Source organism: Enterorhabdus sp. P55 (assembly GCF_009911695.1).
GTDB lineage: Bacteria > Actinomycetota > Coriobacteriia > Coriobacteriales > Eggerthellaceae > Enterorhabdus.
On the sequence record NZ_QWKK01000111.1, the window covers coordinates 1 to 6,404 of the forward strand.

Genomic DNA, 6,404 nt, shown 5'->3' on the forward strand with positions numbered 1-6,404 from the left:
CCCCGGCTGCCCCGGCCGCGCCGGGCGCCCCCGGCACCCCCAAGGCCCCTGGCGCCCCGGCCGCCCCTGCGGCCCCTGGCGCGCCCAAGGCCCCCGGGGCCTAGGCATCCTGCCTGCAGGCTGGGCGCTCTTCCCGGGCGCCCAGCTCCTTTCCCGAAGCCGCCTGCCGCACCCCACCGCGCGGGCGGCCTCGGGAAGGGAAAGGCATTCGCCGGTCGCCGAGGGGCGGCCGCCAGCCCTCCCTCGTGGAGCGCGGACGGCCTGCGGCAACCGGTTCGCGCACGGCGCCGGCGAGCGGAACCAGAGAGGGGCGATCCGCCAATGGAGAGCAAGACGAGCGAGGTGAAGGGCAAGCCCACCGACGAGGTGGCTGAGAAGAGTCGGGGCCGGGCCCCGGCGAGCGAGGGCGCCTCGGCCAAGTCCCGCAGGAAGGGCTCGGCCACCGAGCAGGTATCCCTGTTCGAGCGCGTGCCGGCTGACAAGCGGCTCGCGTGGCCCGACATCGGCGCCATCTTGGGCGGCGTGGTGTCGAGCCTGTCGAAGGTGATGGGCGGCGGCATCGTGGCGTTCTACGCCGGCTGCCAGATGGGCGGCGTGACCGTGGCCATCACGTTCGTCCTGTCGTTTCTGCTCACGCTGCTGGTGGGCAAGATCTGCTTTCGCGAGGGACTGCCCAACAACGTGGTGTCCCGCTTCTACATCTTCGGCCGGCGCGGCTCGGCGGCTGGCTCGCTCATCTGGATCTTCTGCCTGGTAGGCGTGCTGGCCGTGGGGACGGTGCAGCTGGGCAACGCCATCCTGTTCGCCTTCGGGTGGGAGGGCGAGGTCGTGCGCTGGGCCCTGTTCATCGGCATCTCGTGCGTGTGGGTGATCATGGCGCTGTTCGGCACTAAGGTCATCGCCCGCATGAACGCGGTGTTCGTGGTGGCCCTGTTCTGCGTCATGGGCTACGTCATCTACCTCATCGCCGCCGACGGCCAGCTGGTCGACGCGGCCACCCACGGCATCCTCATTCCCGGCGTCGAGCCGGTGCAGGGCTTCGCCTACTCCGTGAACTACGCCATCATGACGAGCGGCCTCATGGCGCTGTTCGCCGCCGACTTCACGCGCTTCGCCCGCAAGGAGCGCGACATCGCCCCCATCGCCGCCACCGGCAGCGTGTTCGCCATCATCACCTACCTGTGCGGCGCGCTCATCGTCTACTACGGCTTCGAGAAGTCCGTCGAGTACTTCACCGCCCAGGGCATGGGCGCCACGCTCGCGGCCAACGCGGCGGTTACCAACCCCGGTGTGTCGCTCGTGCTGGCGGCCGGCGGCGTGGGCCTGGCGGTCATCTGCCTGTCGCAGATGAAGGTGGAGACGTCCAACTCCATCGGCGGCGCCAACGCCGTGTCCAACCTGGTCAACTCGCTTACCGGCCGCAAGCTGCCTTGGGCGGCGGCGGTCATCGGCGCCAACGCCATCGGGCTCGCGTTCATTCTGGGCAACATCCTCGACCAGGTGAACGCGTTTATGAGCTACGGCTCCATTCTCACGAGCTCTTGGTGCGTGCTGCTCATCACCGACTACTACCTGGTGCGCGGCAAGATGGGCATCGGCGCGGTGGGCATCGACCTGGACGCGCCCGAGCACGAGGTCAACTGGCGCGGCGTGGGCACCATCGCGGCGGTGGGCCTGCTCGGCAGCGTGCTCTACGCCACCGGCGCCGTGGCCGTGCCGTTTCTGGTGGTGGCCCCGCTGACGGTGCTCGTCTACGTGGCGGCCAGCTGGCTTGTGCGTGACAAGGTGCGTGCCGGGGAGATAGGGTAGGGAAGAGGCGGCGCGACGCCTGGCGGGTTCCCCGCGGGCGGGCGGAGCCGGCGCTGGGGGGGCGGCCCTGGCCGGCGGGTCGCCCGCCTCCCGCGGCCGGCGGGTCGCCCGCAAAAAGAGCCCCCCGTCGCAGGTTGCGCAACGGGGGGCTCTCTGGTTCCGGAGGGGCTGGCCGCTACTGCTGCACGGCCTTCTTCGCGTCGTCGGCCTTGGCCTCCACGACGCCCTTTGCCTCGTTGGCCTTGGCGGCCACGGCGTCCTTCGCGTCTTCGGCCTTGTCGCCTGCCTTCTTCGCGGCATCGCTGGCGGCGTCCTTCAGGTCACCCGCCTTGTCCGCAGCGGCGTCCTTCAGGTCGCCGGCCTTCTCGACGGCGGCGTCCTTCAGATCGCCCGCCTTGTCAGCGGCCTTCTTCGCGGCGTCGCCTGCAGCGTCGGCAATATCCCCGGCCTTGTCAGCGGCGGCGTCCTTGATGTCCCCGGCCTTCTCGGCCACGTCGTGGGCCACGTCGCTGGCCTTCTCGGCCACATCGTGGGCCGCGTCCTGGATGGCGTCCTTGGCGTCTTCGGCCATGTCCTTCAGCTTATCGGTGAAACCCATGGTGTGCTCCTTCCAAAGCGGATCAGTCCCCTTGCGGTGCCGCCGATGAGTTAGCGAGTCGGAGGCACCGCCGAGGTGTTTGGCACAGGTTACGGGTTTTCGCGCGATGGCGGGTTGGCTTCGGCTGCCTGAAACGCAGCCATATCCTACCCGTTGACTAGGCGTTGTCGGCGGTGAGGCGCTTGCGGTAGCCGTAGTGCCCGCTCAGGGCCGCCATGAACGCGGTGGTCACCGCCACCGACGCCAGCTCGGCCACGGTGACGGAGAGCCAGATGCCGTCCACGCCCAGCCACAGCGGCAGGATGATGACCGAGGCCGTCTCGAACACGAGCGTGCGCAGAAACGAGATGAGCGCCGAGACGAGCCCGTTGCCCAGCGACGTGAAGAACGCCGATCCGTAGATGGAGAACCCCATCAGCAGGAAGCACAGCGCGTACACGCGGTAGCCGTGCACCGTCAGCTCGAGCAGCGCGGCGTCGTAGCTCACGAAGATGCGCGAGAGCGGCTCGGCCAGCACCTGTCCGGCGACGAACATGGCTACGCTGCCGGCCGCGATGAGTCCGAGGCTCTTCATGAGGAGGCTGCGCATCTCGCGGCGGTTCCGCGCGCCGTACTGGAAGCTCATGAGCGGCGACGACCCCATCGCGTACCCCATGAAGATGGCGCCGAACACCATGCCGGTGTACATGATGACGCCGTAGGCCGCCACGCCGTCCTCGCCGGTATAGCGCAGGAGCTGGAAGTTGTACAGCATCCCCACCAGGCTCATCGCCACGTTGGCCACCATCTCCGACGATCCGTTGGCGCACGCCTTCCCGATGACGCGCCACGCGGGCCGCGCGGGGCGCAGCCGCAGGAAGCTCGAGTTCCTGCGCAGGAAGTAGACGAGGGGCAGGCCGCCGCCGACGACCTCGCCGATGTTGGTGGCCAGCGCCGCGCCGGCGAGCCCCCAGCCAAGCGCGCCGACGAACAGCGCGTCGAGCGCTATGTTCGTCAGGCCAGCCGCGACGATCACGGCAAAGCCCAGCTGCGGCTTGCCCGCGGTGACGAAGAAGCTCTGGAAGGCGTACTGGAGCATGAAGAAGGGGAGGGTGAGGAAGAGCAGGCGACCGTAGAGCGTGGCGTCGGCCAGCATCTGCCCCTGGGCGCCAAGCCCGGCCGCAACCGGCTCGGTGAGCAGGAATCCTGCTACGGCTAGGATGACGCCGACCGCCAGGGCAAACCAGACGAGCATCGAGAAGGCGCGGTTGGCGCGCTCGTCGTCGCCCTCGCCGCGGGTCTTGGCCACGATGGCGCTGCCGCCGGTGCCTATCATGAGGCCCACCGAGGAGAGGATCATGATAAACGGGAAGATGAAGTTGACCGCCGCCAGTGCCGTCTTGCCCGCGAAGTTCGACACGAACACGCCATCGACGATGGTGTAGAGCGACGCGAACACGGTCATGGCTATGGAGGGGGCGGTGAACTTGAGCAGCGCGCCTAGGGTGAAATGGCGGGACATGTCGACGGTCATGGGGGCTCCTTGCTGGGCTGGGACACGGTGGCGGAGATTGCGCGCGGGCGGCTAGAGCGCGCCGAATTCGGTGCGCAGGGCGGTCGTGTAGCGCTTGAGCAGGCGTGCGAGCGTGGTGCGCTCCGACGCGTTGAGGGCCTCGGCGGCGCGAAGCTCTGCGAGATAGGCCGGCTGCACGCGTGCCTCCACGACGGCCCGCCCGGCCGCGGTCAGCCAGATCGGCGCGTTGCGCTCGCTGCCCTCCTCGGGCATCGCGAGCCCCCGTTCCGCAAGCCGTCGCACTGACGAACTCACCGTCTGCTTAGCCGTGAAGCTGCGCTCGCAGAGCTGCTTTTGGGTGAGTCCGTCATCAAGCATGAGCGAGTACAGGATGCCAAAGGCGCTGTCCGAGAGCCCTGCCTTGCGGGCCCCCTGGCGGTAGATCTCGTCAGTCTCCAGGTAGAAGCGGTCCATCTGCGCCAGGAGATCCTTGGCGTCGGTTCCGTCGTCGTCGAGGCCTCCGGCGGCCCCTTCTTCGCTGCGTGCCGTAACTGCCGTTTTCATGCTCACTCCTTGGTCTGATTTCGGACTTAGTAGTTTAGTCCGAAATCAGACCAAGGAGCAGGGAAGGCGCCCGTCTCCAAGATTCTTTCAAAGATGGATATTGACGATTATTTGATTACATCCTATAGTATAGGTAGTCTAAAACGCAGCGAAAGCGGACTGGCACCTCCCCGATGGAGCCGGTCCGCTTTCGTGTTGTGGGGCAGGGGACGCCGGCGCCGGGCTGCTGCGGCTGGATGGCCTCAGGCGCTGCGGGCGCGGCTTACGGTTGCGTTGCCGCGGCGCCGGTGTGTCCGCGGAGGCGGACGCGCCGTGCTATGCTTCCTGTCATCATTGCCTATGAGGAAGAGGTTCTGCCATGTCCTATCAGCCTGACCGCGCGAAGCGAGACGCCACGCGTCTCATGGCGTCCATGGGCGAGCCGGCGGTGGGGCGCCGTGAGACGCCTGAGCCGGAGGATGCCGGGGCCGTGCGGCGCCGGGTGGCGGTTGGCGTGGCTCTGGGGGCCGCGGTGGTGGTCGCCGTCCTCGCGCTTCTCGTGTTTCTGGGCGCCGGCGTCGAGCTCGCGGGCTAGGGGGCGGCCGTGGCTGGCGATGGCCTGCGGGCCTCAGAGCCTGTGGCAAGCGTGGTTGCGCCTGTGCAGGCAACGGGCGACGCGAGCGCAAACGGGGCTCTGGAAGGCGTGCGGACGGCGTGGGACGGGGTCGCGTGCCCCGCGCCGGCGGGACCGCACGCTCCGCGAGCGGCGGAGCGCGTGGTGGTGGCGCGCCGCGGATTCACGGCGCTTGACGATGCCGTGCGTCCGCTGGCCGTGGGCATCGCGGGCGATCGCATCACATGGACGGGCGACCCGGCGCAGGCGGGCGACGCTGCGCACCCCATCGCCGCAGGTGCCGCAGTAGACGACTGGGGCGAGGCCTTCCTCATGCCGGGCTTCCATGACGCGCACCTGCACTTCTTCCATGCAGCGCTCTACGCTTCGCCCTTGGCCGACCAGTTTCTCGGCACGAGCGAGCAAGACTGCGTCGATCGCCTGGCCGACCTGGCCGCGCGCCGTCCTGCCGGCTCGTGGCTGCTGGCCCAGGGCTGGCGCGAGTATCGCTGGGATCCGCCGGTGACGCCCACGCGCGCCTCGCTCGACGCGGTTTACCCCGATCGTCCCGTGGCGCTCTATTCCGGAGACGCTCACACCTTGTGGCTGAACTCATGTGCGCTTGAGCGGCTGGGCATCACGGAGGACGCGGAGCCGCCCGCCGGCGGCAGCTACGACCGGGGCGCGGACGGTCGCCTCACCGGCATCGTGCGCGAGGCCGCTGCCATGGAGCTCATGCCGCGCATCGTCGGGTCGTTCTCTGCCGAAGAGCTGCTTGACGCCTACCGCGCCTTCCAGGCGACGCTCAACGCCCAAGGCCTCACAGCCGTCTGCGACCTGGCGCTCATGGCGGGCCCGGGGCTCGACTTCGTGCGTGACGACCTGTTTGCCGCGTTGGAGGATGCCGGCGAGCTGACCCTGCGCGTGTCGCTCTTCCCCACGCTGCTGGCCGAGGGCTCGCGCCTCGCCGACCTGCAGGCGCGTCTGCGCGGCCCGCTCGTGCGCGCGCAGGGCTACAAGCAGTTCTTCGACGGCGTTTCGAGCCAGCACACCGCCTGGCTGCGAGACCCTTACGCTAACGCCCGCTTCCCCGGCGACTGCGGACGCCCAACGGTGGCTCCTGCGGTCATGAGCGCGCTTGTCCAGCGGGCTGTGGCCGAGGGCCAGGGCGTGCGCATCCACGCCATCGGCGACGAGGCCATCCACGTCGCGCTCGACCTCTACGAGCGCGCCGGCGCGGCAAGGCCGGGCGGGGGAGCGCCCGCTACGGACTGCGCCCCCGACCCGGCCGCCAGCCCCATCGCGCCCGCCGCCCGCCGCGCGCCCGACTCGGCTACCGCGCCTGCTGC

6 protein-coding genes are annotated in these 6,404 nt (G+C 69.4%); 3 read left to right on the plus strand and 3 right to left on the minus strand.

Features of this window, described 5'->3' with window-relative positions; translation table 11 throughout:
• Window positions 1-321: 321 nt before the first annotated feature.
• Complete coding sequence (locus tag D1643_RS09175; RefSeq protein ID WP_160710331.1) at window positions 322-1,809, plus strand: hypothetical protein; 1,488 nt, start codon at window positions 322-324, stop codon at window positions 1,807-1,809.
• Window positions 1,810-1,984: 175 nt separating this feature from the next.
• On the opposite strand, the gene D1643_RS09180 is transcribed toward D1643_RS09175, so the two are convergent.
• The 3 genes from D1643_RS09180 to D1643_RS09190 form a co-directional block, all read right to left on the minus strand.
• On the minus strand, window positions 1,985-2,407 hold the full coding sequence (locus tag D1643_RS09180; RefSeq protein WP_160710332.1) for a hypothetical protein: 423 nt from the start codon (window positions 2,405-2,407) through the stop codon (window positions 1,985-1,987).
• Between the two features lie 157 nt (window positions 2,408-2,564).
• Window positions 2,565-3,920 carry an MATE family efflux transporter gene (locus D1643_RS09185; protein ID WP_160710333.1) on the minus strand — a complete coding sequence of 452 codons (1,356 nt, stop codon included), beginning with the start codon at window positions 3,918-3,920 and terminating at the stop codon, window positions 2,565-2,567.
• Between the two features lie 51 nt (window positions 3,921-3,971).
• Window positions 3,972-4,463, minus strand: coding sequence for a MarR family winged helix-turn-helix transcriptional regulator (locus D1643_RS09190; protein WP_160710334.1), 492 nt, complete (start codon window positions 4,461-4,463; stop codon window positions 3,972-3,974).
• A gap of 358 nt (window positions 4,464-4,821) precedes the next feature.
• Here D1643_RS09190 and D1643_RS09195 point away from each other — a divergent pair, with 358 nt between their 5' ends.
• Window positions 4,822-5,037 (plus strand): hypothetical protein, encoded by a 216-nt coding sequence (locus tag D1643_RS09195; RefSeq protein WP_160710335.1) that lies wholly within the window; start codon window positions 4,822-4,824, stop codon window positions 5,035-5,037.
• Window positions 5,038-5,223: 186 nt separating this feature from the next.
• The coding region (locus D1643_RS09200; RefSeq protein WP_370520328.1) for an amidohydrolase at window positions 5,224-6,404 on the plus strand (1,181 nt) is incomplete at its 3' end.